At 71.8% G+C, this 24,719-nt stretch carries 19 protein-coding genes and 1 pseudogene; 14 read left to right on the top strand and 6 right to left on the bottom strand.

The window, feature by feature from the left end; genetic code table 11:
- Window positions 1-31 precede the first annotated feature (31 nt).
- From ACGFML_RS15630 to ACGFML_RS15590, 9 genes and pseudogenes are all read left to right on the top strand, one after another.
- Window positions 32-880 carry an FAD binding domain-containing protein gene (locus ACGFML_RS15630; RefSeq protein WP_393543932.1) on the top strand — a complete coding sequence of 283 codons (849 nt, stop codon included), beginning with the start codon at window positions 32-34 and terminating at the stop codon, window positions 878-880.
- Window positions 877-3,255 carry a xanthine dehydrogenase family protein molybdopterin-binding subunit gene (locus ACGFML_RS15625; RefSeq protein ID WP_393543930.1) on the top strand — a complete coding sequence of 793 codons (2,379 nt, stop codon included), beginning with the start codon at window positions 877-879 and terminating at the stop codon, window positions 3,253-3,255. Before ACGFML_RS15630 ends, ACGFML_RS15625 begins: the two co-directional genes overlap by 4 nt.
- Entirely contained in the window at window positions 3,255-3,785 is a 531-nt protein-coding gene (locus tag ACGFML_RS15620; RefSeq protein WP_393543928.1) for a (2Fe-2S)-binding protein, read from the top strand. The genes ACGFML_RS15625 and ACGFML_RS15620 overlap by 1 nt, the downstream gene beginning before the upstream one ends.
- A gap of 2 nt (window positions 3,786-3,787) precedes the next feature.
- The gene (locus tag ACGFML_RS15615) at window positions 3,788-4,468 is read left to right on the top strand and encodes an SRPBCC family protein (protein WP_393543926.1); all 681 of its coding nucleotides are present in this window, start codon (window positions 3,788-3,790) and stop codon (window positions 4,466-4,468) included.
- Window positions 4,465-5,106: pseudogene (locus ACGFML_RS15610) on the top strand (isochorismatase family protein); the annotation flags it as partial. The gene ACGFML_RS15615 and the pseudogene ACGFML_RS15610, both read left to right, overlap by 4 nt.
- A gap of 30 nt (window positions 5,107-5,136) precedes the next feature.
- Window positions 5,137-5,985, top strand: a complete 849-nt coding sequence (locus tag ACGFML_RS15605; protein WP_393544672.1) for an alpha/beta fold hydrolase — start codon at window positions 5,137-5,139, stop codon at window positions 5,983-5,985.
- A 59-nt stretch (window positions 5,986-6,044) separates the two neighbouring features.
- On the top strand, window positions 6,045-6,524 hold the full coding sequence (locus ACGFML_RS15600; RefSeq protein ID WP_393543924.1) for a MarR family winged helix-turn-helix transcriptional regulator: 480 nt from the start codon (window positions 6,045-6,047) through the stop codon (window positions 6,522-6,524).
- A 92-nt stretch (window positions 6,525-6,616) separates the two neighbouring features.
- Window positions 6,617-7,366, top strand: coding sequence for an aspartate/glutamate racemase family protein (locus tag ACGFML_RS15595; RefSeq protein WP_393544671.1), 750 nt, complete (start codon window positions 6,617-6,619; stop codon window positions 7,364-7,366).
- Between the two features lie 386 nt (window positions 7,367-7,752).
- Window positions 7,753-9,993, top strand: coding sequence for a hemopexin repeat-containing protein (locus ACGFML_RS15590; RefSeq protein ID WP_393543922.1), 2,241 nt, complete (start codon window positions 7,753-7,755; stop codon window positions 9,991-9,993).
- Window positions 9,994-10,338: 345 nt separating this feature from the next.
- Here the strand turns inward: ACGFML_RS15590 and ACGFML_RS15585 are convergent, their stop codons facing one another.
- Window positions 10,339-11,286: an MBL fold metallo-hydrolase gene (locus ACGFML_RS15585; RefSeq protein ID WP_393543920.1), complete on the bottom strand. Its 948-nt coding sequence runs from the start codon at window positions 11,284-11,286 to the stop codon at window positions 10,339-10,341.
- A 315-nt stretch (window positions 11,287-11,601) separates the two neighbouring features.
- On the opposite strand from ACGFML_RS15585, the gene ACGFML_RS15580 reads away from it, so the two are divergent.
- The 3 genes from ACGFML_RS15580 to ACGFML_RS15570 are packed head-to-tail and all read left to right on the top strand — an operon-like array spanning window position 11,602 to window position 15,338.
- The gene (locus ACGFML_RS15580; RefSeq protein WP_393543918.1) at window positions 11,602-12,366 is read left to right on the top strand and encodes an HAD family hydrolase; all 765 of its coding nucleotides are present in this window, start codon (window positions 11,602-11,604) and stop codon (window positions 12,364-12,366) included.
- Entirely contained in the window at window positions 12,363-14,813 is a 2,451-nt protein-coding gene (locus ACGFML_RS15575) for a glycoside hydrolase family 65 protein (protein ID WP_393543916.1), read from the top strand. Before ACGFML_RS15580 ends, ACGFML_RS15575 begins: the two co-directional genes overlap by 4 nt.
- Window positions 14,814-14,828: 15 nt before the next feature.
- Window positions 14,829-15,338: a DUF664 domain-containing protein gene (locus tag ACGFML_RS15570; RefSeq protein ID WP_393543915.1), complete on the top strand. Its 510-nt coding sequence runs from the start codon at window positions 14,829-14,831 to the stop codon at window positions 15,336-15,338.
- Between the two features lie 68 nt (window positions 15,339-15,406).
- On the opposite strand, the gene ACGFML_RS15565 is transcribed toward ACGFML_RS15570, so the two are convergent.
- Window positions 15,407-15,883: a hypothetical protein gene (locus ACGFML_RS15565; protein ID WP_393543913.1), complete on the bottom strand. Its 477-nt coding sequence runs from the start codon at window positions 15,881-15,883 to the stop codon at window positions 15,407-15,409.
- A gap of 204 nt (window positions 15,884-16,087) precedes the next feature.
- Complete coding sequence (locus tag ACGFML_RS15560) at window positions 16,088-17,125, bottom strand: LacI family DNA-binding transcriptional regulator (RefSeq protein WP_393543911.1); 1,038 nt, start codon at window positions 17,123-17,125, stop codon at window positions 16,088-16,090.
- A gap of 275 nt (window positions 17,126-17,400) precedes the next feature.
- Between ACGFML_RS15560 and ACGFML_RS15555 the strand changes: the two genes are divergently transcribed.
- Entirely contained in the window at window positions 17,401-18,348 is a 948-nt protein-coding gene (locus ACGFML_RS15555; protein WP_393543909.1) for a nucleoside hydrolase, read from the top strand.
- On the top strand, window positions 18,345-19,784 hold the full coding sequence (locus ACGFML_RS15550; protein ID WP_393543907.1) for an MFS transporter: 1,440 nt from the start codon (window positions 18,345-18,347) through the stop codon (window positions 19,782-19,784). The genes ACGFML_RS15555 and ACGFML_RS15550 overlap by 4 nt, the downstream gene beginning before the upstream one ends.
- A gap of 72 nt (window positions 19,785-19,856) precedes the next feature.
- Here the strand turns inward: ACGFML_RS15550 and ACGFML_RS15545 are convergent, their stop codons facing one another.
- Genes ACGFML_RS15545 through ACGFML_RS15535 form a run of 3 tightly spaced genes read right to left on the bottom strand, consistent with a single transcriptional unit; the run spans window position 19,857 to window position 24,702 of the window.
- Complete coding sequence (locus ACGFML_RS15545) at window positions 19,857-21,008, bottom strand: aromatic ring-hydroxylating dioxygenase subunit alpha (RefSeq protein ID WP_393543905.1); 1,152 nt, start codon at window positions 21,006-21,008, stop codon at window positions 19,857-19,859.
- An 11-nt stretch (window positions 21,009-21,019) separates the two neighbouring features.
- Window positions 21,020-22,207, bottom strand: coding sequence for an N-methyl-L-tryptophan oxidase (gene solA, locus ACGFML_RS15540; protein ID WP_393543903.1), 1,188 nt, complete (start codon window positions 22,205-22,207; stop codon window positions 21,020-21,022).
- Between the two features lie 59 nt (window positions 22,208-22,266).
- Window positions 22,267-24,702, bottom strand: a complete 2,436-nt coding sequence (locus tag ACGFML_RS15535) for an FAD-dependent oxidoreductase (RefSeq protein ID WP_393543901.1) — start codon at window positions 24,700-24,702, stop codon at window positions 22,267-22,269.
- Window positions 24,703-24,719: the final 17 nt, after the last annotated feature.

Below are 24,719 nucleotides of genomic sequence, written 5' to 3'. Positions count from 1 at the left end.
CCCGTCCCGTCCGCCGTACGACTGGAGGACCATGAAACCCGCCCCCTTCCGCTACCACCGGGCCCGCGATGTCGACGGGGCCACGATGCTGCTCGCCGAGCTCGGGGCCGATGCCAAGGTGATCGCCGGCGGTCAGAGCCTGGTCGCGATGATGAACTTCCGGCTGGCGCGGCCGCGGCATCTGGTCGATCTCGGCGGGCTGCGCGCCCTCGACCACCTGGGCACCGACGCCGACGGCGCACTGCACATCGGCGCGCTCACCACGCACCACACGGTGGAGACGGCGTCGGACGCCCGGCTGGGCGCGGGCTTCGCCGTCCTGCGGCGGGCCATGGGGTGGATCGGTCATCTGCCGATCCGTACCCGGGGCACGGTCGGCGGCAGCATCGCGCATGCCGACGCCACCGCCGAGTGGTGCCTGCTGGCGGTCGCCCTGGACGCCGTGTTCGTGGCCCGCGGTCCGCGCGGCGAGCGCCGCATCCCGGCCGCGGGCTTCTTCCTCGGCCCGTACATCAGCGCCCTCGACCACGACGAGATCCTGGTCGAGATCGTCTTCCCGCGACCCGCTCCGCATGCCGCGCTCACCGAATTCGCCGAGCGCCGGGGCGACTTCGCGATCGTGTCGGCCGTGGTCGATCTGGACGTCGAGGGCCCGGCGGTGCGCGGCGGGCGGGTGGCGCTCGGCGGGGTGGCACAGGTGCCGGTGCGGGTGCCGGATGCGGGGCGGGTGCTGGACGAGGGCGGCTCGTTCGCCGACTGCGCCGAGGCGGCCGCCGCCGCGGTCGATCCGCCGGACGACGCCAATGGCTCCGCCGCGTATCGGAAACACCTGATCAGGACGCTCGTTCGGCGTGCCTGCGAGGAGGCGATGACCCGATGAAGCCGACGCCGCAGGACGCCGGGCCGTTGATCGGGCGGTCGGTGGCGCGCCGCGAGGACCCCCGGCTGTTGACCGGGCGCGGCCGGTTCGTCGACGACATCGCGCTGCCCGGGATGCTGCACGCCCAGTTCGTCCGCAGTACCGTCGCGCACGGTACGGTCACCTGCGTCGATCTCTCCGCCGTGCGGCGGGTACCGGGTGTGGTCGCCGCCTTCACCGCCGACGACCTCGACCTCGGGGACATCACCGCCGAACTGGGCCGCCCGCCCGAGGAGTTCGTGCCCACCGCCATGCCGGTGCTGGCCCGCGACCGGGTCCGCTACGTCGGCGAGCCGCTGGCGATCGTCATCGCCCAGGACGCCTACGCCGCCGAGGACGGCCTGGAGGCCGCGCGGGTCGGCTACACCGTGCGGCCGCCGGTGCTGGGCGCGGAGGAGGCGCTGGCGGACGGCGCGCCGCTGGTCCACGAGGAGGCGCCGCGCAACACCCTCGTCGACGTGTCGCTGTTCGCCACGGACGGCATCGACGAGGTCTTCGCGGCCGCCGACTGCGTCGTGCGGGTCCGCGCCCGCACCGGCCGGCAGAACGCGCTGCCGCTGGAGACCCGGGGCGCGGTGGCCAACTGGGACGGCCGCGAGGAGCAGTTGGTGCTCCAGACCTGCACCCAGGTCCCGCACCAGGTGCGGACGGTGGCGGCGCGCTGCCTGCGGCTGGACGAGCGGGCGGTGCGCGTCCTGGTCCCGGACATGGGCGGCGGCTTCGGGCTGAAGTGCGTGGTCGGCCGGGAGGAGATCGCCACCGCGGCCGCCGCGCTGCGCCTGGGCAGGCCGGTGAAGTGGATCGAGGACCGCAAGGACGCCCTCACCGCTTCGTTCCTCGCCCGCGAGCAGCGCTACGACGTGCGCGCCGCGTTCGGTGCCGACGGCAGGATCCTGGGACTCGACGCGGAGGTGGTGTGCGACATGGGCGCCTATTCCTGCTATCCCTTCACCGCCGGTATCGAGCCGCTGATGGCGTCCGCCGAGATGCCGGGTGTCTACAAGGTCCCCTCCTATCGGGTACGCGGGCGGGCGGTCACCACCAACAAGGCGCCCACCGCGCCGTACCGGGGGGTCAGCCGGCCGCAGTACGTCATGGTCGTGGAGCGGCTCTTCGAGCGCGCGGCCCGGGAGCTCGGCCTGGACCCGGTGGAGATCCGCCGGCGCAACCTGATCACCGAGTTCCCGTACACCGGCGTCAACGGCATCACCTACGACCCGGGCTCCTATCTGGAGTCGCTGAACCTGTGCGAGCGTGTCCTGCGCGACGAGGGCTGGTACGCACGCCGGGCCGCGGCAGCGGCCGAAGGACGCCATCTCGGCATCGGGTACGCCTGTTTCAACGAACGGACCGGCTACGGCTCCGCCGCCTTCGCGCAGCGCAAGATGCGGGTGGTACCGGGCTTCGACATCTCCGAGGTCCGGATGGACACCAGCGGCGCCGTGACCGTCACCACCGGCACCGTGAGCCACGGCCAGAGCCACGAGACGACGATGGCGCAGATCGTCGCCGACGAACTGGGCCTGGACTTCGCCAAGGTGCGGCTCCACCAGGGCGACACGGACCGCATCACCTACGGCTGGGGCACCTTCGCCAGCCGGTCCATCACGATCGGCGGCAGCGCCGTACGGCTGGCGGCGGGCCGGCTCGGCGAGAAACTGCGGCGACTGGCCGCGGCCCGCTGGGACATCCCGTGGGAGGAGACCGAGCTCGGGCGCGGCCGGGTGCAGCGGCGGGACGACCCATCCTGTGCGCTCGGCTACGAAGAGCTGGCCGACCTCGCCTATCTCCAGGCGCATCTGCTGCCCAAGGACATGGAACCGGGGCTGACGGCCACCGCCACCTTCGACTCCTTCAACGACGGGACGTTCTCCAACGCCACGCACGGTGTCGTCGTCGAACTCCACGAGGGCACCGGCCAGGTGGAGATCCTGCGCTACGTCTGCGTCGAGGACTGCGGGGTGGCCATCAACCCGCAGGTCGTGGAGGGCCAGTGCCGCGGCGGCATCGCCCAGGGCATCGCGGGTGCGCTCTTCGAGCAGGTGACCTACGACGCGCAGGGCGAGCCGTCGGCCACCAGCTTCATGGACTACAAGGTGCCCACCGCCCACGAGATCCCCGACGTGGCGATCCACCATCTCGAGACGCCCTGCGCGTTCACCGGGACCGGCGCGAAGGGCACGGGCGAGGGCGGCACCATCGGCGCCCCCGCCGCCGTGCTGAACGCCGTCAACGACGCCCTGCGCCCCACGGGCGTCGAACTCGACAACACCCCCATCACCCCGGAAGCGGTGCACACCGCACTGCGGCAGACCCGGCCCCTGGAGCACACCTGATGAGCGACCTGGACACCGCGTCCCCGATGCAGCCGGAGCGGCAACTGATGACGCTGGAGGTGAACGGCGAAGAGCACGAGGTGATCACCGAACCGCGCCGCACGCTCGTCGACGTCCTGCGCCACGAACTCCGGCTGACCGGCACCCACGTCGGCTGCGAACACGGCATCTGCGGTGCCTGCACGGTCCTCGTCGACGACCGTCCGGTGCGGGCCTGCCTGATGTTCGCGGCCCAGGCGGAGGGGACGCGCATCCGGACCGTCGAATCGCTCTCGTCCGGCGGCCCGGAGCGGCCCGAACTCAACGATCTGCAAAGGGCGTTCCGCGCCCACCACGGTCTGCAGTGCGGCTTCTGCACGCCCGGCTTCCTGATGCTAGCGGAGGGGTTCCTCGCCGAGCACCCGCAGGCGACCAAGGAGGAGATCCGCGAGGTGGTGGCGGCCAATCTGTGCCGGTGCACCGGCTACCAGTCCATCGTCGAGGCGATCGACGGCTGCGCCACCGCCCGGCGCGCCGGCAAGGAGCGATGAGCATGCAACTCACCCACAGCGTGCCCGTACCGGCCGCCCCGGACGAGGTGTTCGCCCTGATGAACGACGTGCGGCGGGTGGCGTCCTGTATGCCGGGCGCGGCGCTGGACGGCCAGGACGGCGATTCCTGGCAGGGCCGGGTGACCGTGCGGGTCGGCCCGATCACCGCGGCCTACGCCGGCACCGTCCGCTTCCTGGAAGCCGACGCCGGACGGCGACGGCTGCGGGTGCAGGCCCGCGGCGCCGACACCCACGGCAGCGGCGATGCGGAGGCGGAGGTGACGTTGACGGTCGCCGAAGCTCCGGAGGGCGCGCGGCTGGAGCTGTCGACGGACCTGATCATCCGGGGCAAGCTCGCGCAGTTCGGGAAGGGCGCGATCGGCACGGTCTCGCACCGGATCCTGGAACAGTTCGCCGGCAATCTGGGCGGACTGCTGGCCGCGCAGGAACCGGCGGGAGCCGCGGCGGAACCGGCCCGGCCGGCCGCGCCGGCGGCCGCGTCCGCCCCGTCCGGCGCCCCCTCCCCCGCCGCCGGGCTCGACGTCGTGTCGCTTCTGGGCGGGCCCGCCCTGGCCAAGTACGGCCCGCTGGCCGCCGCCTTCGCCTTCGGCGTGTTCGAGGGCTGGCTGCTCGGCCGACTGCACGGCCTGAGCCGCCAGGTCAAGGAGGCGCGGCGCACATGAGCACCGGCTCCTACGGTCCGGCCACCGACCGCGTCTACGCCCGCGCCGGCTTCGGCGCCCCGGTGCGCCGCGGCGGGCGGCCCGCGCTCGTCGTCGTCGACCTCACCCGCGGCTTCACCGAGGACCGCTTCCCCTCCGGCGCCGACCTGACCGAAGTCGTCGCCGCCACCGCCGAGTTGATCGCGGCCGCCCGAGCCGGCGGTGTCCCCGTCGTCTTCACCGCCATCGCCTACACGCCCGCCGAGGCCGCCGGCGACGCCGTCGCCTGGCTGCGCAAGGCACCGGGCATGCGTGCGCTGACCGAAGGCAGCGCGGAGGTCGCGCTGGACCCCCGGCTGCCCTGCCTCCCCTCGGACCACCTGATCGTCAAGAAGGGCGCCTCGGCGTTCTTCGGCACCTCACTGGCCGCCACCCTGACCGGCCTCGGCTGCGATACGGCGGTGATCTGCGGCGCGACCACCAGCGGCTGCGTCAGGGCCACCGTGGTCGACGCCGTACAGTCCGGCTTCCCCGTCCTCGTCCCCCGCGCCTGCGCCGGCGACCGCGCGCAGGGGCCGCACGACGCGGCGCTCTTCGACATCCAGGCCAAGTACGGCGATGTCATCGACCAGGCCGACGCCGTCGGCTATCTCTCCCAGCCGGCGGCCCCTTCCCCCCAGGAGGATTCCGTGCCCCACGCCCCGCGTGCCGTCCCGCAGTCCGCGCTCGCCGATCTGGCCGACATCCCGGCCACCAGCCGTTGGGTCCGCTCCGGCACCACCCGGCTGCACGTCCTGGACTACGGGGGCCGTGGCCCCGCCCTGGTGATCCTGCCGGGCATCACCAGCCCGGCCGTCACGATGGACTTCGTCGCCCGTGAACTCACCGACCTGGTGCGGCCGTTGATCGTGGACGTCCGCGGTCGCGGGCTCTCGGACGAGGGCGGCGGGTACTCCCTCGAGGAGTACGCCGAGGACACCGAGGCCGTCGTGGACGGTCTCGGACTGCGTCGCCCGCTGCTCCTCGGCCATTCGATGGGCGCCCGGATCGCCGCCGCCGTCGCGGCGCGCGGCAAGGTGGCCGTCGCGGGCAGCGTCCTGGCGGACCCGCCGATGAGCGGGCCCGGCCGCGGACCCTATCCGACGGCACTGGAGGCGTTCCTCGACCAGCTGACGCAGGCCGAGCGCGGCACCGATGCCGACGAGGTGGCACTCTCCTGGCCACGGTGGCCGCGCCGGGAACAGGAGCTGCGGGCCCGCTGGCTGTCCAGCTGCGCGCGGCAGGCGATCGTCGCCACCCACCGCGGCTTCGAGACGGAGGACTTCTTCGCCTGGTGGCCCGCGGTCGCCGGGCCCGCGGCCCTGCTGTACGGCGCGGACAGCCCCGTGGTGACGGCGGCGGGGGCGACCGAGGCGCAGACGCGGCTGCCCGCGGCCTCCTGCAGCGCGGTCCCGGACGCCGGGCACATGATTTTCTGGGACAACCCGCCCGCCTCTCTGCGTGCTCTACGAGAAGCGCTGGGCCCGATGCTTGGGTGATCGTCCGACGGTGACACAGCGGTCGGCGCCGCCTCGCCACCCCGTGATTGAGTTGCCCCATGGCTGATGAGAGTGCTTCCCCGAGCGTCGCCCCGGCGATTCCGCAGGCCCTGACCGCCGCGCCCGGCTATCAGGTGCGCCGCCTGTACCAGGCGTACCTCGCCGTCTGGGTACGCGCGGTGGACGCGACGCTCACCGGGCCGCAGTTCGCGGTGCTGACGGCCGTGGACGCGGCCCCGGGGAGCGATCAGCGGTCCATGGCGTCGGCGGTGGCCCTGGACACCTCCACGATGGCGGACGTGGCCCGCCGGTTGGAGAACCGCGGTCTGCTGGTGCGCCGTCCGGACACCGCGGACGGCCGCCGCAAGCTGCTGTATCTGACCGCCGAGGGCGAACGGACCCTGCGCGACGCCCACGACCGCGCCCGCCGCCTGGACGAACGGCTCCTGCAGCCGTACGACGCCGGACAGCGCGCCGACCTCATGCACCTGCTCACGTCCCTGGCCGAACACTGGGAGAGCCTGGCCGAGGACTCCTGACCGCACCCGTCGTCCCGCTCGGGTGCGCCACCACCGCCCCTGCCCGAGGAGACCCCGTGACGGAACAGCACATCGACCACCGCATCGGCCTGATGGTCCCCAGCTCCAACCTCACGATGGAGACCGAGCTGCCGCGCATGCTGCACGCACGGGAGCGAGAGCGCCCCGAGGACCACTTCGTCCTCCACAGCAGCCGGATGCGGATGCGGCAGGTGACACCCGAGCAGCTGCGCGGCATGAACGCCGAAACCGAACGGGCCGCGCGGGAGCTCGCCGACGCCCGGCCGGATGTCGTCGCCTCCGCCTGCCTGGTGGCCATCATGGCGCAGGGCCCGGGCCACCACTGCACCGCCGAGGCCGAGATCACGGCGGCGCTGCGCGAGGAGGGCGCACAGGCGCCGGTGATCTCCAGCGCGGGCGCCCTGCTGGACGGCATCGCCGCACTCGGCGCGCGCCGCATCGCGGTGATCACGCCGTATCTGAAGGACCTCACCGGGCTGGTGACGGGCTACATCGAGGACGCCGGGGTGGAGGTGGTCGACGCGCTCAGCCTGGAGGTCCCCGACAATCTGGCGGTGGCCCGGCTGGATCCCGCAGCCCTCCGCGACCACTGGCGAAAGCTGGACCTGCGCCGGGCCGACGCCCTGGTCCTGTCGGCCTGCGTCCAGATGCCCTCGCTCCCCTCCCTCCGGCCGGTGGAGGAAGCGGCGGGCCTGCCGGTGCTGTCGGCGGCGACGGCCACGACGTACCGCATCCTCCAGGAGCTCCGCCTGGAGCCCTGGGTGCCGGGCGCGGGCCACCTGTTGAGCGGCACGCTCGGGGCGTCGCACGCCGGGCGCTGACGGCCGATCAAGCACGGCTGGACGGGGACGGGCCGGGCGGATACTCCCAAGGTGGGAGGGGTGACCCGCCGGCCCCATCCGCCGGCTGCCGGCCCCGGCCACACCTCGCGACCGGCAGCAGCTGCGCCCCCAGTGGCTCGCACGCCCGCGCCGAGCAGGCAGCGCCTTGCGCGTCAGCAAGGGCCGGCGCTGCGCTGAGGATGCGTGGCGACCGAGTGTGACCGAAACTGGGGGCATGAGAGTCATGTTGTCCTTTCATGACTCTCTTTCAGGGCGGTGGGTCCGGCCTTTTATCGACTCCGCCCCAGCGCGTCGGCCTCGGGCTGCCCACCCCTCTTCTTCCGAAATCCCTGGGATCGCCCTTCCAGCGTTGAGGAGCCGAAGCGATGCGCGATGATTTCCGTCTGGCAATGAGTGGGGAACCGACTTATCGCCGGGGCGAACCGGTCTCTCTCACTTTCGAGATCGAGAACATGAGCGACACCGATTACAGGATTCTGGTCTGGAACACCCCCCTCGAAGGTGAAGTCTTCAACTTCCTGGAGGTGCGGTGCGGAGATCACGTCCTTCCCTACGATGGGCGTCTCGTGAGACGAGGAGACCCGTCGCCGGACTCCTACCGCACGATCGCGGCCGGCGACACCCTTGTGGAAGAACTCGACATCTCGGAATCGTACGCGCTGGACGAACCCGGCCACTACGACGTCACCCTGCTGGTGAAATTCGTCGATGCCATCCCGGACGTCGGAATGTCACTCGCGGCGCGCACCCGCGAGGAACACCGAGGATTCACCCTCGGCCCGGTGACCGCGGGATTCGAGCTTCTTCCGGAGGGCAGCGCACGCCCCACCACCGGTGAACAGGCGCGCCGCGAAGAGTCGAAGGACGGACCCCGGCGGCTCAGGATCGATCCGCACGAGGTCCAGCAGGACTTCGAGGTGCGCGATTTCACCCTTCCTCCGGGGTTTGCCGAAGTGTTCGCCGCCGACGCGAACGCACGCGCCTGGCTGGATTCGGCAAAGGCCGAGCTGGCGAGTTGGAGCGGCCGAGCGGACAACACCCTCTACACGGAGTGGTTCGGGGCGGACAGCACCTCCCGGTTCCAGACCGTGCGGGACCGCTTCTCCGCGACACGTTCCTGGATGGACAGGCACATCACCTACGACCTGACCCCGTCGGACTGCACCGCCGACACAGTCGCCTACACCCACCCCGGATCCGACACGGTCTCCATCTGTCCGCTGTTCTTCAGCTCACCGGCGACCGGCCCCGATTCGCAGTTCGGCACCCTCGCGCACGAATGGACCCACGCAGCCGCGAATACCGACGACATCGTCTACGGGGAGGACGGCGCACGCGAACTCGCCATCGCCAATCCGAACGCGGCACTGAACAACGCCGACAACTACTCATACTTCGTCGAGACGCTCTCTCGCCGGATGGTGACCGCGCCCGTCTTCTGGCCCAACGGCAAGGCGTACCTGTTCACCGGCGGCCAGTACTACCGCTACGACCCCGCCAAGCAGCAGGTGGATCCCGGCTACCCGAAACCTGTCGCCGGAAACTGGCCCGGCCTGTGGGGCGACCGGATCGACTCAGGCGTCATCTGGCCCAACGGCAAGGCGTACTTCTTCCGCGACCGCGAGTACATGCGCTACGACATCGCCTCGGACAAGGTGGATGCCGGGTATCCGCTGCCCATCGGGCAATTCTGGCCCGGCCTTTGGGGCGACCGGATCGACGCGGGAATCGTGTGGAACAACGGCAAGGCGTACTTCTTCCGCGACAACCAATACATACGCTACGACATCGCCGCTGACAAGGCCGACGCCGGATATCCGAAACCGATCGCCGGCAACTGGCCCGGCCTGGGGGGCGACGGGATCCAAGGCTCCGTGATGTGGAACAACGGCAAGGCGTACCTCCTCCGTGGATGGCAGTACATGGGCTATGACGTCGCCGCGGACCGAACCGATCCGGCCTATCCGCGAGCGATCGGAGAGAACTGGCCCGGCCTGTGGGCAAACGGTCATATCGATGCAGCGGTCATGTACAACAACGGAAACGCCTACTTCTTCCGCGGAACGTCCTACCGGGTTTACGACATTGCCCAGGACCGGGTCATCTACCCCGACTATCTGCTGGAGATCGCCGGGAACTGGCCCGGCCTGGGGGACAGAGTCGACTCGGGCATCCCCTGGCCCAACGGTTACCTCTATTTCTTCCGCGGTTCGGAATACATGCGCTGGAACGTCGCGGCCAACCGGGTCGATCCCGGCTACCCGAAACCGATCGCCGGAAATTGGCCCGGTCTCTGGGGCGACCGGATCGATGCGGCCGTTCTCTGGCCCAACGGCAAGGCGTACTTCTTCCGCGACAACCAATACATACGCTACGACATCGCCGCGGACAGAGCCGATAACGGCTACCCGCTGTCCATCGGGCAATTCTGGCCGGGTCTTTGGGCCGACCGGGTCGACACGGGAATCGTGTGGAACAACGGCAAGGCCTACTTCTTCCACGACAACCAATACATACGCTACGACATCGCCGCGGACAGAGCGGATGCCGGCTACCCGCTGCCCATCGGGGCGAACTTGCCCGGCCTGCCGGGCCGAGTTCACTAAGGGCTGTCCCGTCACGCCTGGTGGATCAGCGCGCGGCGTCAGAGGCGGTGCATCGCCGTGTCGAGTCGTGACCAATCTGCGGGACTCACCCTCGCGACGGGACCTGGCCCGGTGGATACCGGTAGATCTCCTTGCGTGTCGTGAGTGCAACTGGCGTGCAAGGAGAGGGAGTTCATCGCGCCGTACCCGCCCATCGATCGGCAGGTACGGCGCGTACCCCGAGCGGCCGCGGCCGCAGTCCGAGGGCGTGGTCCGGCGGTTGAAGACCGGCGGGGCAGTGGCGGGAGACGCCGAAGGAGTTCGGTGACTGGCCGACCGTCCACAACCGCTTCCGGCAGGGGCGGTTCAGGGACGGAATTCCGCGGCCGCGGTGCGGTCGTGCGTCGGGATCACGGTCACCGAGTCCGGGAGCGCGTGCAGGCGGTGGAGGGTGGCGAAGGCGGCGTCGCGGTCGGCGTCGACGAGCTGCCCGGGAAGCGGCGCCTTCTCCCGCAGGTGGACGATCTGGGCGGTGTGCCAGGCGGCATCGCCGGCGAGCAGGACCGACCGGCCGCCCTCCAGCGCCAGCAGCACCCCGACGCTGCCCGGGGTATGACCGGGCAGTCCCACGAGGACGACCGACCCGTCGCCGAAGAGATCATGGCTGCGGGGAAAGGTCAGGACCGGACGGTCCTCCAGGTCCACATCCGTGAAGGAGCGGTCGCGGAGGGGGCCGGTGACGATGCCCAGCGGCGCCACGTCGGCGAGGGCGAAGTCGCGCTCGGCCCGGCTGGTGGCGACGGCGAGGTCGGGAGGGAGTTCGAGCAGACCCGAGACGTGATCCCAGTGGAGGTGGGTGGGCAGTGCCAGATCGATGTCGGCAGGGGTCAGGCCGACGGAGTCCAGCGCGGCGGGCATTCCGGTGATCGGCCTTCCAGGACTCACCAACACCCGTAGTGCAGTGGGCATATGACGCAACACGCGGGAGTGCACATCCGCGCACATCGCCGGGTCGATCAGGATCCTGGCCCGGGGATGCTCGACGAGGAAGCTCGTCATGCCGAGGTCGACCGTGAGGGGCCGCCACACTCCCTCGGCCACCACGGCACGCGGTGCGCGCTGGCCGCCCTGGGCCAGGGACGTGAGCCGCACCGTCCGGTCCGCCCGGGGCACCCCCGCATCGACCAGCCGCGAGAGCAGCCGCCGGTCCGGCCTCCGGGGCCGCAGCAGCCGCGCCGGCGTGGCCGCCAACGCCCGGCAGCACGCCCCGGCCACGGCCAGCTCTCCCCTCTGCCGATCACCCACCTGGTCCATTCCGCCTCGGCCTCCCACGTTCTGGCGTCCCGCCATCCGCCCTGCTGTTCCTGCACATTGTCGCTCACCACGGGCTCGCGGCGGGCTCCGGAACCGGGGCGCGGCTGCCGGGCGGAGGGGGCCGGGGAACGAGGATCGGTGGGGGGCTCGCACAGCCGATCCCCGGGACCGGTCGTGCACGGCTGACCCGGGCCCGGCGTGCGTGCGGTGGGCGCGATCAGGTCCGGACGCGCCCCCGGGCGGAAGTCGTGGTGCCATGGAGAAAGGTCCGGAGCGGAGAACGGCGAGGAGGCCCTGACGAAGGGATGCGTCATCATGAGCGGCGCGTTGTCCCTGGCCGCGTGCCTGCGCTCGATGCAGGCCGTGGTCTTCGATACGGACGGGGTGATCACCGACTCCGTCCCGGTGCACGCGGCGGCCTGGCAGGGCGCCTTCGACGCCTGCCTGAGGGCCGTCGGCGGGCAGCGGCCGTTCGACGCGGTGGACGAGTACCTGCGGTACGTCGACGGCCGCTCGCGGGAGGACGGGGCGGCCGCGTTTCTCGCCTCGCGGGGCGTGCGACTGCCGCTGGGGGAGCCGGACGACGCCCCGGGCACGGGCACCGTGCGGGCGGTCGCAGCGCGTAAGGACGAGCTGTTCACGGCCGGTCTGCGGGGGGCCGGGGCCGCCCCCTGGCCCGGTACGGTGCGCCTGCTGGAGGTGCTGCGGCGCGAGCGGGTGCCGTGTGCCGCCGTCTCCGCCTCCCGGCACGCGGTCGAGCTGCTGACGGCGGCAGGCGTGCTGGGGCTGCTGCAGGCCGTGGTGGACGGCAATGAGGCGCGCCGACTGGGACTGCCCGGCAAACCGGATCCGGCGCTCTTCCTGGAGGCGGCCCGGCGGCTGGACGCCCCGCCCGGGGACACCGCGGTGGTCGAGGACGCGACGGCCGGTGTCGAGGCCGGCCGGCGGGGCGGCTTCGCGCTGGTGGTGGGTGTGGACCGGGGGCCGGCCCCGGACCGCGCGGCCGGCCTGCGGCGCAGCGGCGCGGATCTCGTCGTGGCCGACCCCGGCGAACTGCTCCTGGCCGGGGAGGACCGATGACCTCGTCGGCCTGGACCTGGTCGTACGAGGGGTACGACCCGCAGGCGGAGCGGCTGCGCGAGGTGCTGTGTGCGCTCGGCAACGGCTTTTTCGTCACGCGCGGCGCGGCCTCGGAGGTGTCCGCCGGGCCCACCCACTATCCGGGCACCTACGCCGCGGGCTGCTACAACCGGCTGACCTCCACCGTGGCGGGCCGGGAGGTGGAGAACGAGGACATGGTCAACCTGCCCAACTGGCTGCCGCTGCGCTACCGCATCCGCCCGTCGGACGCGCCCCCGGGCCCCTGGCTCGCCCCGGACCATCCGCAGCTGACGGCTCACCGCCAGACGCTGGACCTGCGGCACGGCACGCTCACGGTCTGGTCGACGTACACGGACGGGGCCGGGCGACGGCTGCGGGTGAAGCAGACCCGGCTCGTCCACATGGGAGACCCGCATCTGGCCGCGCAGCGGGCGCTGTTCACCGCGGACGGCTGGGCCGGCGAGGTCGAGGTGGAGACCGGGATCGACGGCGAGGTGCGCAATGCGGGCGTGGCGCGCTACCACGATCTGGCCGGCCGGCACCTGGACGGCTGGGACAGCGGATCCGAGCCCGACGGCGAGACCGGGCGGGGGGACACCCTGTGGCTGAGCTGCCGCACCGTCGAATCGGACATCCGCATCGCGCTGGCGGCCCGGATCCGGGCGGGCGCGGGGCAGGGAGCGCCCGCCCGGACGACCGAGCGCACGCCGCAGCGGGCCTTTCAGCGGCTGCGGCTGCCCGTCCTGGGGACCGGGTCGACCGCCGTCGTCGACAAGACCGTCGCCCTGTACACCTCGCGGGATCCGGCGATCGGCAGTCCGCTGCGGGCCGCCGTCGACGGCGCGGCCGGAGCACCGGACTTCCCGCAGCTGCTGGCCGGGCACCGCGCCGCCTGGGAACACCTGTGGCAGCGGGCCGCACTGGACGTGCCCGGCGACGCGGGCAGGATCCTGCGGCTGCATCTCTTCCATGTGCTGCAGACGCTGTCGCCGCACACCGCCGAACTGGATGTGGGAGTGCCGGCCCGCGGGCTGCACGGTGAGGCGTACCGCGGCCACGTTTTCTGGGACGAGCTGTTCGTGCTGCCCTTCTTGAACCTGCATCTGCCGGAGGTGTCGCGGGCGCTGCTCGACTACCGCCACCGGCGGCTGCCCGCGGCCTACCGGGCGGCACGTGCGGTGGGCCGGTCGGGGGCGATGTATCCGTGGCAGAGCGGCAGCGACGGCCGCGAGGAGACCCAGCAGCTGCACCTCAACCCGCGGTCGGGGCGCTGGCTGCCCGATCATTCACGGCTGCAGCACCACGTCGGCTCGGCGGTCGCGTACAACGTCTGGCAGTACTGCCAGGCCAGCGGCGACACGGAGTTCCTGTTCGGCCACGGCGCCGAGATGCTACTGGGGGTGGCCCGGTTCTGGGCGGACTGCGCGGAATGGGACGGGAGCATCGGCCGGTACCGCATCCGTGGGGTGGTGGGGCCGGACGAGTACCACGACGGCTACCCCGGGGCGGCGCAACCGGGGTTGGACGACAACGCGTACACCAACGTGACCGCGGCGTGGGTGCTGATGCGGGCGCTCGAGCTCGGCCGGCTGCTCCCCGACTCGTGCCGCCGGGAGCTGCGCGAGCGCGACCACCTGGCGGACGCGGAACTGGAGCGCTGGGAGGACATCGCGCACCGGCTGTACGTGCCCTACCACCGCGGCGTCATCAGCCAGTTCGCCGGCTATCAGGACCTGGCGGAGCTGGACTGGGCGGCGTACCGCGCCCGGTACGGCGACATCCGGCGGCTGGACCGGATCCTGGAGGCGGAGGGCGACAGCGCCAACCGCTACCAGGCGTCCAAGCAGGCCGATGTGCTGATGCTCGGCTACCTCTTCTCGGCGAACGAACTCGCCGGCCTTTTCCGGCAGTTGGGCTACGCCATCGACGACGACATCTGGCGCGACACCGTCGAGTACTACCTGGCCCGGACGAGTCATGGTTCGACGCTGAGCGCCCTGGTCCACGCCTGGGTGCTGGCGCGGGTACGCCACGACGACGCCTGGACGTACTGCGAGGAGGCGTTGACCGGGGACGTCGCCGACGTTCAGGGCGGCACCACCACGGAGGGCGTCCATCTGGGCGCGATGGCGGGCACGTTGGATCTCGTGCAGCGGGGCATGACCGGCCTGGAGACCCGGGACGGCGCCCTGTGGCTGGCGCCCGCACCGCTCCCTCAACTCTCCAAGTTCGCGGTCCGCATCCGCTATCGGCGGCACTGGGACATCGGCCTGCAGCTGCGCGCGGAGCGGCTACGGGTCGCCGTGCCGGGCGGGGGCAACGGACCGGTGGCCGTACGGCTCGACGGACGGACCTTCACCGTCGCCCCCGGGGCGACCCGGTGGCTCGACCTCCCGGCGGGCCCCGCCGGTTACCCGATCCAGTGAGAAGGGAGCCCCGCCATGACCGCCAGTAATGACCTCCTCATCGACGCCTTCGGGCGTATCCAGGAAACCGTCGACGATGTGCTCTCCGGACTGGGCACCGACGAACTCAGCGCCCGCATCGACGACGCCAATTCGATCGGCTGGCTCGTCTGGCACCTCACCCGCATCCAGGACGACCACATCGCCGACGCGGCGGGCACCGAACAGATCTGGACCGCGCAGGACTGGTACGACCGGTTCGCCCTGCCGTTCGCGGAGGCCGACACCGGATTCGGCCACTCCGCCGATGATGTGGCGGCGGTACGCGACGTGAGCCGGCAGCTGCTGAACGGCTATCACACGGCGGTGCACGACAACACCGTCCGGTACCTCAAGGGGCTCCAGGTCAAGGATCTTGAGCGGGTCGTCGACGAGGACTGGGCGCCACCGGTGACCCTCGGGATCCGGCTGATGAGCGTGATCGCCGACGACCTTCAGCATGCCGGACAGGCCGCCTTCGTCCGCGGGGTGCTGCGGCGCGCTTAGGGCCTGTCGTTCGGATCAGGTCCAGCGGTCGGCTCCGTAGGTCCTTCGGGGGGCGAGTCAGGCCCGGTTCACAGCGCGGCGGCCCGGTTGCGTACCAGGAGGTTCTGCGTCCCCAGACCGAGCGCCAGATATGCGTAGAGCGACACAGCCCCGAGCACGCCGACCCCGGTCGCATGATCGATCCACAGACCCAGCCCGAGGTGTACGCCCACCGAGGCCAGCCACAGTCCCGTAGTGGCCGCCGTCCCCTTGCGCAGCACGACGTCCTGAGGGCCACGCCAGACCCGCACGGTCCGCGCCCTGACAGCACCGAAGCCCGCCGCGACGGCCAGGCTCACCACCAGAAGGACGACCGGCAGCGCGGTCAGCGAGTGGTCCTTGACGACCGACAGGACGCCCAAGGCGATTCCCGCGACCCCCAGGACGCCCAGGCCCCCCGGGGCGATCAGTGATCCGATGCGCCGCACCGGACGGGTGCGCAGTTGCTGACGTATCACCAAGCCGACCACCACCACGAGTACGACGAAGGCTGCCTCGCCATTCACCCTCTGCACCTCAGCTCCCCCCTGTGGCGCCGCCCTCGGGCGGCAGCGCAGCAGCCCTTATTGTGCGCGGGTGCCCACGGAGCCATTACGGGGGCGCCCGGACCCAGCCGGCCGCCGTGCACGTGCGTCTCCGCGACGCCTACGGCGACGGCGGCCAGCGGCCGCTGCCTCACCGCCCCGGCATCCGCAGCCACCACACAGGCCCTAAGTCCTGAGGCCGGCCGCGCGCTCGGCCGGCGTGCCGGGCGCGGCCGGCGTGCTGGAGGCGCGGACGACCAGTTCGGGGGTGAGCCGGACGGCCCGCCGGGGCCCGGCCGCGCCGGTGTGCCGAGTGAGCAACCGGGTGGCCTCGGCGGCCAGTTCGCCGACGGGCTGGCGGACGGTGGTCAGGGCCGGGTCGGCCAGGCCCGCCAGGGGGATGTCGTCGAAGCCGGTGACCGCGATCTCGCCGGGGACGTCGGCGCCCAGCTGGCGCAGCCGCTGGAGGGCGCCGACGGCGATGAGGTCGTTGGCGCAGACGAGGGCGTCGGGGCGCTCGGGCCAGAGGCGGTCGACGGCGGCGCGCCCCCACTCCACCGAGAAGTCGCCGAGCGCGACGCGGCCGGGAGCCTGCGGGTCGAGCGCCGCGGCCCCCGCCACGTATGCCGCCCGCCGCTCGACGGCCGCCGAGGCGGTACCGGCCGCGCCGACGAAGCAGGGGCGGCGGCGGCCCGTGGCCGCCAGGTGCGCCAGGACGAGGGCCGTCCCGGCGGCGTTGTCGACGGCGACCGAGTCGGCGACGCCGGGGCCGCAGCCCCGGTCGAGCAGCACCAGCGGGACCCGGGCCGCCGCGTCCGTCACCGCGTCCCGGCTGTGGCGCTCGTCGACCGGTATGAGCAGCAGGGCGTCGACCTGCCGGTCCAGCAGCGCGCCGATCCGGGCGGCCTCGGTCAGCGGGTCGTCGTCGCAGTCGGCGAGCAGGACGGCCCGGCCCTCGGCATGCAGGGCGTGTTCCAACTCCCGTACGAGGGAGGGGAAGAAGGGGTTGGTGATCTGCGGCAGGACGAGGCCGACGGTGCCGGTGGAGCGGCTGCGCAGGGCGCGGGCGACCTGGTTGGGGCGGTAGCCGAGGCGTTCGGCGGCCGCGCGGACCGTGCGGGCGGTCTCGGCGCCGACCGGGCGGGTGCCGGCCAGGACCCGGGAGACGGTGGCGACGGAGCAGCCGGACGCCTGCGCGACGTCTCGCAAGGTGACTTCGGCCACGGTGGCGCGCCCTTCCACTACGGGTTCCGGCCGCGCGGACGGCACCGTCCCGGATGTTGGCGGCAAACGTTATCACCGCCCTCGCCCCGGCTCCCTACCGGTCGGTAGCAGGTCAGGTGCCTCACACTCCGTTGACATCCACGCGCGTGGTGAGCGAAATTTCCGGAGAACGTTTTCCCGAGGTAGCAGCCTCCTGCGGCGCACCCCAGAGATCGAGTTCACTCGCAGCGGTTCTCCACCGCCGCACCGTTCCGCAGAGCAAAGGGGCTCTTCCGATGGCCAGAAAGATCATCCTCGACTGCGACCCGGGGCACGACGACGCGGTCGCCATGCTCCTGGCGCACGGCAATCCCGACGTCGAGCTGGTCGCGGTGACGACCGTGGTCGGGAACCAGACCCTGGAGAAGGTCACCCGTAACGCGCTGTCCGTGGCGCGGATCGCCGGGATCACCGGAGTCCCGTTCGCCGCCGGTTGCCCCCGACCGCTGGTACGGGCCATCGAGACCGCCCCGGACATCCACGGTGAGACCGGCCTGGACGGCCCCGACCTGCCCGAGCCGGACATCGAGCTGGACCGCCGGCACGCCGTCGACCTGATCATCGACACGGTCATGGCCCATGAGCCGGGCGAGATCACCATCGTGCCGACCGCCGGCCTGACCAACATCGCGATGGCCGTGCGCAAGGAGCCGCGGATCGCGGAGCGGGTCCGCGAGGTCGTGCTGATGGGCGGCGGCTACCACGAGGGCAATTGGAGCGCGGTCGCCGAGTTCAACATCAAGATCGACCCCGAGGCCGCGCACATCGTCTTCAACGAGCGGTGGCCGGTCACCATGGTCGGCCTGGACCTCACCCACCAGGCGCTGGCCACCCCCGAGGTCGAGGCGAGGATCGCCGCCGTCGGCACCAAGCCCGCGACGTTCGTGCTGGAGCTGCTGGACTTCTTCCGCGAGGCCTACCGGGAGAACCAGGGCTTCGACCACCCGCCGGTGCACGACCCGTGCGCGGTCGCGTATGTCATCGACCCGGACGTGATGACCGTCCGCAAGGCCCCGGTCGACATCGAGCTCCGTGGCGAGCTCACCCTCGGCATGACCGTGACGGACTTCCGTGCGCCGGCCCCCGCCGACTGCACGACCCAGGTCGCCGTCACGCTCGACCACGAGCGGTTCTGGAACCTCGTGGTGGACGCGCTCCAGCGGATCGGCGACGTGGCCGCATGAGCACCACCACGACATCGGTCCGCCCGGCCACGGCGCCGAAGGGTTCCGGCGTACGGATAGGCGTGCTGGTCACCGCGCTGCTGGTGGCCTGCTTCGCCTTCCAGCTCAACGCCAGCATGCTCAGCCCCGCGCTGACGAGCATCCAGAACACCCTCGGCGCCAGCTCCGCGGAGATCGGTCTCACCCAGACCGCGTTCTTCACCTCGGCGGCCCTCTTCTCGCTGTTCCTGCCCCGGCTGGGCGACATCATCGGCCGCCGCAAGGTGCTGGCCGGGATGCTGGGCCTGATGGTCGTCGGCTGTGTGGTCGCGGCCCTCGCGACCAGCGTCCCGATGCTCTTCGTCGGCCGCATCATCCAGGGTGCGTCCGGTCCGGTGGTCCCGCTGTGTCTGATCATGCTGCGGGTCGAGGTGACGGAGCCGAAGCGGTACGGCACCCTGCTGGGTGTGATCACCGCCGTGAACGGCGGCATCGCCGGCGTGGACTCCCTCGCGGGCGGCTACCTCGCCGACAACCACGGCTTCCAGTCGGTCTTCTGGGCGATGGCGGGCGTCGCGGCCGTGGCCACGGCCCTGGTCGCCACCCTCACCCCGGAATCCAGGGCGGCCGCCGCCTCCCGCATGGACTGGCCCGGGGTTGCCTTCCTCGTCGTCTCCATCGGTTCGCTGCTGACCGCGCTGAACGAGGCCGGCAAGCTGGCCGCCGCCGACTGGTCGCTGGTCGCCGTGCTGGTGGTCGTGGCCGCGGCCGCGTTCGCCCTCTTCTGGCGGACCGAGAACCGCAGCGGCCACCCGCTGGTCGCCACCCGGCACCTCAAGCAGCGCGCCACCTGGGCGACCCTGCTGACCACCGTGCTCACCATGACGGGCGTCTTCGCCGTGATGAACGGGCTGATCCCGGCGTTCGCCCAGGACGCCCAGGCCGGGCTCGGCATGAGCGCGCAACAGTCCGCCTGGTGGACCCTGACGCCGTACGCCCTGGCCGGTCTGGCCATGGGACCGGTCGCCGGCCGGCTCGCCGCCACCTTCGGCTACGGCCGGATCCTGCGGCTGGGCCTCATCGGCTCGGTGGCGACCGTCGTCCTGATGTTCCTCACCCTCGGCAGCCATTCGCACCTCCTGCTGCTGGCCGCCTCCCTGCTGGTGGGCATCACCTACGCGGGTGTCGCGAACATCGTCCTCAACGGGCTCGGCATCGTCCTCTCCCCCAGCGAGAACCCGGGCTTCCTGCCCGGTCTGAACGCCGGCGCCTTCAACCTCGGCGCGGGCCTCAGCTTCGCCGCCCTGTACGCGGTCAAGACCGCCTGCGCCCCCGCGGACCCGTCGTCGACCGCCGGCTACACGGCGGGCATGATCGCGGGCGTCGTCATCCTGGCACTCGCCATCGCGACGTCGTTCCTGATCCCCAAGCCGGTCGCGGCGGAGGCACAGGACTGAGGGACGGCACGGCGCATCCGGCGCACCGCCCGCCGACGGAAGGCATCCCGTCGGCGGGCGGTGCGCTCCCGTTCACCGCAGGCAGTCCCGTACCCACCCGTGGAAGGCGCCGATGTGGTGCTCGCTGGGCACGAGCACCCCGCCGTCCCGGTAGGCGCGGGAGTCCATGGCGGGCTGGGTGCGCTCGCAGGCGTCGAAGTCCTGGGTGTTGACCCGGTGGAAGAGCTCGACGGAGTGGGAGACATCGACTCCTGCATCGACGATCTCGGGCAGATAGAGCCAGTCGCACTCCACGACGGTCCGGTCGGCGGCCATCGGGAACATCCGGTGGACGATGACGTGGTCGGGGACGAGGTTGACGAACACCTGCGGCCGGACCGTCATCGCGTAGTAGCGGCGGTCCTGGGTGTCCTCGATGCCGGGGAGCCGCCCGAAGCCCGCGCCCCCGTCCACCGTGAACCCCTCTGCCTCCGCGGCGAACTCGGCGCCGTGGCCCACGTAGTACTGCGCCGCGAAGCCGTCCGCGAACTCCGGCAGCACATCCGTCAGTTCGGGATGGATGGTGGCACAGTGGTAGCACTCCATGAAGTTCTCGATGATGAGCTTCCAGTTGGCCCGGACGTCGTAGGTGAGGCGCTTGCCCAGGGCGAGGCCCTCGGTGCGGTAGCGGTCGATGGCGGCCGAGTCGCCCAGCCGCTCCACCGCCGCGCCGATCACCGACTCCTCGAACGACGGCGGCTCGTCGGCCAGACACACCCACGCATAGCCGAGCCATTCGCGCAGCGGCACGGCGACCAGGCCGCGTTCGGTGCGGTCGATGTCCGGCATGCTCTGCAGATTGGGCGCGGCGATCAGCCGGCCGTCCAGGTCGTAGGTCCAGGCGTGGTACGGGCACTGGAGGTTGCGCCGCACCTCGCCCGCTTCCTCGGTGCACAGCTGCGCGCCCCGGTGCCGGCAGACGTTGAGGAAGGCGCGCAGCGCACCGGCCCGGTTGCGGGTGATCAGTACGCTCTCCCGGCCGATCCGCACCGTGCGGAAGGCGCCCGGCTTCGCCAGATCGGCGCCGCGCACCGCGCAGAACCACAGCCGCTCGAAGATCTTCTCCTGCTCCTGCCGGAAGATCTCGGGGTCCGTGTAGTAGCGGCCGGGGAGGGTGGCGATCAGGCTCGGCGTGCCGGCGGGCGCGGGCTGGGCGGCGGCGGTCGTCAGGGGTGAGGTCGTCATGGGTGCCCTCCTCAAACGGCCGCGGTGGCGGGCCGGTCAGGGGTCTCCCCGGCGAAGCGGGGGGAAGGGTCGAACAGCTCGATGGGGTGCTCGGTGGCACCGGTCAGGGCCAGGTCGGCGACGATCTCGCCGACCACCGGTACGAATTTGAAGCCGTGGCCGGAGAATCCGCAGGCCACGGTGACGGTCTCCGGGTACGCCGGGTGCCGGGTGATCACGAAGTGTTCGTCGGGGGTGTTGGAGTACATGCAGGTGGCGGCCTTGAGGAAGCGGCCGGCGAGCGCGGGGATGCGAGGGCGGACCTGGTCGGCCATGGCGCGTACCTCGTCGTCGTGGACGGTGCGTTCGATCGTCTCCGGCGTGCAGACCGTCCCCTTGCGGAAGAACGCCACCTTGGCGCCGCCGTCCGGGCCGTCGATCGCGGGGAAGCCGTAGATCTGGACGCCTGCCGCGTCCTCCCAGACGTAGATGGGGTGACGATGGGGCTCGTACGGTGCGGTGCCGCCCTCGGGGGCGAACCAGTACATGACCTGCCGCTCGATGGTGAAGGGCACGCCGAGGTCGGTGAGCAGCCGGGGTGCCCATGCCCCGGGGCAGATGACCAACTGCCCGGCGGTGTAGGTGTCCTCGGGGGTGTGGACACGGACGCCGGCCCCGCCCGGCAGCTCGTCCCAGCGGATCACCGGCTCCTCGAAGTGCAGCTCGGCGCCGTCCCGGGTGGCGAGCTGGACGTGGGCGGCGACGGTGTTCTCGGGCCGCAGGAGCCCGGCCCGCGCCTCGTACAGCGCGATCTCGTCGTCGGCGGGGGTCAGGGTCGGGAAGCGCCGCCGGATCTCCTTCGCGTCGAGCAGCTCGTGCGGGAGGTCCCACTGCCGGGCGGAGAGCAGGCTGCCGGCGACCGTACGGCTGTCCGGGCGGCCGACCATCACCCCGCCGCACAGGGTGGCCACCGCGCGGCCGGTGTCCCGCTCCAGCTTTTCGTAGAGTTCGTACGACCGCAGGAGCAGCGGAACGTAGGCGGGGTCCTCGAAGTAGGACTGGCGGGTGATCCGTGAACCGCCGTGGCTGGAGCCGCGGTTGTGCACCGGACCGAACTTCTCCAGCCCCAGGACGCGGGCACCCCGGGCGGCGAGGTGGTGGGCGGCGGCGCTGCCCATGCCGCCGAGGCCGAGGACGATGACGTCGTAGGTGGGGGACACGGGGCCTCCTGGCGTTTTCGGCGTATCGGGCGGGTCGGGCGGTCGGGCGGGTCGGGGCGCTACCGGCGGATACGGGTCATCTTCGGGTCGAAGAGCGGCTCGTCGGCGACCGTCGCCGGGATCTTCTCGCCGAAGTACTCGAGGTGCACGCCAGTGCCGGTGGGGAGTGTCGGCAGCCAGGCGTACGCGATGCACCGGCCCAGCGTGTAGCCGTAGGAGGCGCTGGTGACGTAGCCCGCCGGGACGTGGTCGACGTACACGGGCTCCTTGCCCAGGACGACGGCGGCGGGGTCGTCGAGAAGCAGCGGGGTGAGCCTGCGCGTCGGGATCTCCTTGCCCTCCAGTGCGGCCCGTCCCAGGAACTCCTTGTCCGTGCGGACCGCGAACCCGACCCCGGCCTCGTACGGGTTGTGCTCGGTGGTCATGTCGTGTCCCCAGGAGCGGTACCCCTTCTCCAGGCGCAGGCTGTTGAAGGCCGAGCGGCCGGCGGCGATCACGCCGTGCTCCCGGCCCGCCTCCCAGAGCGTGTCCCACAGCCGCAGCCCCAGGTCGGCGGTGGTGTACAGCTCCCAGCCCAGCTCGCCTACGTAGGACAGCCGCATCGCGGTGACCGGTACGTGGCCGAGGGAGGTCTGCTTCGCGCGGAAGTAGCCGAAGCCCTCGTGGGAGAAGTCGTCGCGGGTCAGCGGCTGGACGAGGTCGCGGGCGAGTGGCCCCCAGACGCCGATGCAGCAGGTGCCGGAGGTGATGTCGCGGACTTGGACCCCGGTGTCCGGGGCGTGCCGCAGCAGGTGGTCGAGGTCGGCCGGGGAGTTGGCGCCGATCTGGAAGCGGTCGGGGGCCAGGCGGGCGACGGTGAGGTCGGAACGGATACCGCCCGCCTCGTCGAGGAGCAGGGTGTAGGTGACCGCTCCGGGCTTCTTGCGGAGGTTGTTGGTGGTCATGCGCTGCAGGAAGTCCAGCGCGCCGGGGCCCGTGACCTCCAGCCGGCGCAGTGGGGTCATGTCGTACAGGGCGACCTTCTCGCGGGTCGCCCTGGCCTCGGCCGCGGCGATCGGCGACCAGTAGCGGGCGGACCAGGCGTCCCGCTCGGGGAGCTGGAGCCCGTCGGCGAGTGGGGCGTTGGCCTCGTACCAGTGCGGGCGCTCCCAGCCGCCGGCCTCCAGGAAGTACGCGCCGAGGTCCTGCTGGCGGGCGTAGAAGGGGCTGGTACGCAGTGGCCGGGGTGCCTCCATGGGCTGGAGCGGGTGGATGACGTCGTAGACCTCGACGAAGCTCTGCGCGCCGCGGTCCTCGATGTAGGCGGGTGAGCGCTGGGCGTCCTCGAAGCGGTAGAGGTCGCACTCGTGGATGTCGATGGCGGGCCGCCCGTCGGTCATCCATTCGGCGACGGCCTTGGCGACGCCCGCGGAGTGGGTGACCCAGACGGCCTCGGCGAGCCAGAATCCGCGCAGTTCACGGGACTCGCCCAGTACCGGCATCCCGTCGGGGGTGAACGAGAAGACCCCGTTGAAACCCTCCTCGATCCGGGAGCCGGCCAGTGCGGGGAGCAGTCCGACGCTGTCCTGCCAACTCGGTGCGAAGTCCTCCGCGGTGAACGGCAGCGCGGACGGCATGACCGGTGTGTCGTCGAAGGCGGGCACGGTGAAGGGGTCGACGGGCATCGGTCGGTGCGCGTAGGAGCCGATCCCGATCCGGTCGTGGTGCTCGCGGAAGTAGAGGTCGCGGTCCTGGAAGCGCAGGATCGGCCGGCCGGCTTCCTCGTTGGCGCCGGCGAGCTCGGGCAGTGGCTCGGTCCTGGCGTACTGGTGGGCCAGTGGGAGGAGGGGGACGTCGACGCCGGCCATGGCACCGATCACCGGGCCCCAGAATCCGGCGGCCGAGACGACGTGGTCGGCGGGGAAGGTGCCGCGGTCGGTGACCACTCCGGTGACCTGGCCGGCCGCGCGTTCGATGCCGGTGACGGTGTGCCGCTCCAGGAAACGGGCGCCGCGGCTCTCGGCCCGCGCCATCTGGGCCCGGCAGGCGAGCAGGGCGCGGGCCAGGCCGTCGTCCTCGGTGTGGAAGCCGCCGTGGATCCGCTCCTCGGCGAGCATCGGCCAGAGTTCCTTGCACTGTCGCGGGGTGAGCAGTTCCCCACGTACGCCCCAGGAGGCGGCGAGTCCGGCCTTGCGGTGCAGATCGGCCCAGCGGGCCTCGGTGGTGGCGATCTCCAGGCCGCCGACGGGATGGAAACAGGGCAGTCCGTCGACGTGGAGGGAGCGGAATTTCTCGACGGTGTACGCGGCGAACTCGGTCATGGTCCTGGACGGACCGGTCTGGAAGACCAGGCCCGGAGCGTGCGAGGTGGAGCCACCGGGGGCCGGCAGCGGACCCTGTTCGAGAACGGTGACGTCAGTCCAGCCGCGGGCGGTCAGCTCGTCGGCGAGGGAGCAGCCGACGATGCCGGCGCCGATGACCACCACACGGGAACCGTGCGCGGGCGTAGGGGACATGACCCTCCTCCTGGGTA

Origin of the sequence: Streptomyces sp. NPDC048650 (assembly GCF_043199095.1) — a bacterium.
Classification (GTDB): Bacteria; Actinomycetota; Actinomycetes; order Streptomycetales; family Streptomycetaceae; genus Streptomyces.
The sequence above is the reverse complement of the archived record's forward strand: the minus strand, read 5'-3'. Positions and strand labels throughout refer to the sequence as shown.

Bases quoted from the DNA above. Each gene is read 5' to 3' on its own strand.
- ACGFML_RS15545 (WP_393543905.1), bottom strand. From the start codon at position 21,008: ATGACGACCTCACCCCTGACGACCGCCGCCGCCCAGCCCGCGCCCGCC.
- ACGFML_RS15590 (WP_393543922.1), top strand. From the start codon at position 7,753: ATGCGCGATGATTTCCGTCTGGCAATGAGTGGGGAACCGACTTATCGC.
- ACGFML_RS15625 (WP_393543930.1), top strand. From the start codon at position 877: ATGAAGCCGACGCCGCAGGACGCCGGGCCGTTGATCGGGCGGTCGGTG.
- ACGFML_RS15615 (WP_393543926.1), top strand. From the start codon at position 3,788: ATGCAACTCACCCACAGCGTGCCCGTACCGGCCGCCCCGGACGAGGTG.
- ACGFML_RS15570 (WP_393543915.1), top strand. From the start codon at position 14,829: ATGACCGCCAGTAATGACCTCCTCATCGACGCCTTCGGGCGTATCCAG.
- ACGFML_RS15555 (WP_393543909.1), top strand. From the start codon at position 17,401: ATGGCCAGAAAGATCATCCTCGACTGCGACCCGGGGCACGACGACGCG.
- ACGFML_RS15580 (WP_393543918.1), top strand. From the start codon at position 11,602: ATGAGCGGCGCGTTGTCCCTGGCCGCGTGCCTGCGCTCGATGCAGGCC.
- ACGFML_RS15535 (WP_393543901.1), bottom strand. From the start codon at position 24,702: ATGTCCCCTACGCCCGCGCACGGTTCCCGTGTGGTGGTCATCGGCGCC.
- ACGFML_RS15575 (WP_393543916.1), top strand. From the start codon at position 12,363: ATGACCTCGTCGGCCTGGACCTGGTCGTACGAGGGGTACGACCCGCAG.
- ACGFML_RS15585 (WP_393543920.1), bottom strand. From the start codon at position 11,286: ATGGACCAGGTGGGTGATCGGCAGAGGGGAGAGCTGGCCGTGGCCGGG.
- ACGFML_RS15550 (WP_393543907.1), top strand. From the start codon at position 18,345: ATGAGCACCACCACGACATCGGTCCGCCCGGCCACGGCGCCGAAGGGT.
- ACGFML_RS15600 (WP_393543924.1), top strand. From the start codon at position 6,045: ATGGCTGATGAGAGTGCTTCCCCGAGCGTCGCCCCGGCGATTCCGCAG.
- ACGFML_RS15630 (WP_393543932.1), top strand. From the start codon at position 32: ATGAAACCCGCCCCCTTCCGCTACCACCGGGCCCGCGATGTCGACGGG.
- ACGFML_RS15595 (WP_393544671.1), top strand. From the start codon at position 6,617: ATGGTCCCCAGCTCCAACCTCACGATGGAGACCGAGCTGCCGCGCATG.
- ACGFML_RS15620 (WP_393543928.1), top strand. From the start codon at position 3,255: ATGAGCGACCTGGACACCGCGTCCCCGATGCAGCCGGAGCGGCAACTG.